General features: G+C 70.0%; 1 protein-coding gene. It reads right to left on the minus strand.

Going from position 1 to position 1,229, the window contains the following annotated elements; all coding sequences use genetic code 11:
- On the minus strand, positions 1-1,229 hold a 1,229-nt coding region (locus tag G4D86_RS51550; protein ID WP_275899249.1), incomplete at both ends, for a CARDB domain-containing protein.

Consider the following 1,229-nt stretch of genomic DNA (forward strand, 5'->3'; position numbering starts at 1 on the left):
CGGGGGAGGCAGCCAGGCCGAGCCCTGGATGGGGACGGTGGCGCACTGGCCCTGCATGAGCCAGCCGGTGGGGGCGTTGCCCACGAAGGAGTCCTCCATCGGCCCCGGCGTGGTGTTGGTCCGGATGGTGGCGTCGGCGGACAGGTAGAGCTCCACCTGGGCGTCGCCGGAGTTGGTGCCCTGGTTGCAGACCGTCACCTGCGCGGTGAGGGGCTGGCCATCCTGGACGCTGGTGGGGCCGGTAACGGAGGTGATGACGAAGTCGGGCGCGCTGCCCACGCCGATGCGGTAGCCAGAGGAGGAGTTGTTGTCCTCGATGAGCTCCTGGCGGTTGTTGGACGGGTCCACCACGGCGCCCAGGTGGTAGGCACCCTGGAGGCCCGGGGGAGGCAGCCAGGCCGAGCCCTGGATGGGGATGGTGGCGCACTGGCCCTGCATGAGCCAGCCGGTGGGGGCGTTGCCGACGAAGGAGTCCTCCATCGGCCCCGGCGTGGTGTTGGTCCGGATGACGCTGTCGGCGGACAGGTAGAGCTCCACCTGCGAGTCACCGGAGTTGGTGCCCTGGTTGCAGACCGTTACCTGCGCGGTGATGGGCTGACCATCCTGGACGCTGGTGGGGCCGGTGACGGAGGTGATGACGAAGTCGGGCGCGCTGCCCACGCCGATGCGGTAGCCGGAGGAGGAGTTGTTGTCCTCGATGAGCTCCTGGAAGTTGTTGGACGGGTCCACCACGGCACCCAGGTGGTAGGCACCCTGGAGTCCCGGGGGAGGCGTGTACGCCCAGCCCTGGATGGGGACGGTGGCGCACCGGCCCGGGAAGAGCGTGCCCGAGGGGGCGCCGCCCAGGAGCATGTCCTCCATCGGCCCCGGCCCGGTGTTGGTCCGGATGATGGCGTCAGCGGACAGGTAGAGCTCCACGTAGGCGTCACCCGGCTGGGTGCCGTGGTTGCAGACCGTCACCTGCGCGGTGAGAGGCTGGCCGTCCTGGACGCTGGTGGGGCCGGTGACGGAGGCGATGACGAAGTCGGGAGCGCTGCCCACGCCGATGCGGTAGCCGGACGAGGAGTTGTTGTCCTCGATGAGCTCCTGGAAGTTGTTGGAAGGGTCCACCACGGCGCCCAGGTGGTAGGCGCCCTGGAGGCCCGGGGGAGGCAGCCAGGCCGAGCCCTGGATGGAGACGGTGGCGCACTGGCCCTGCATGAGCCAGCCGGTGGGGGCATTGCCCACGA

The organism is Pyxidicoccus caerfyrddinensis (assembly GCF_010894405.1).
Taxonomy (GTDB): domain Bacteria; phylum Myxococcota; class Myxococcia; order Myxococcales; family Myxococcaceae; genus Myxococcus; species Myxococcus caerfyrddinensis.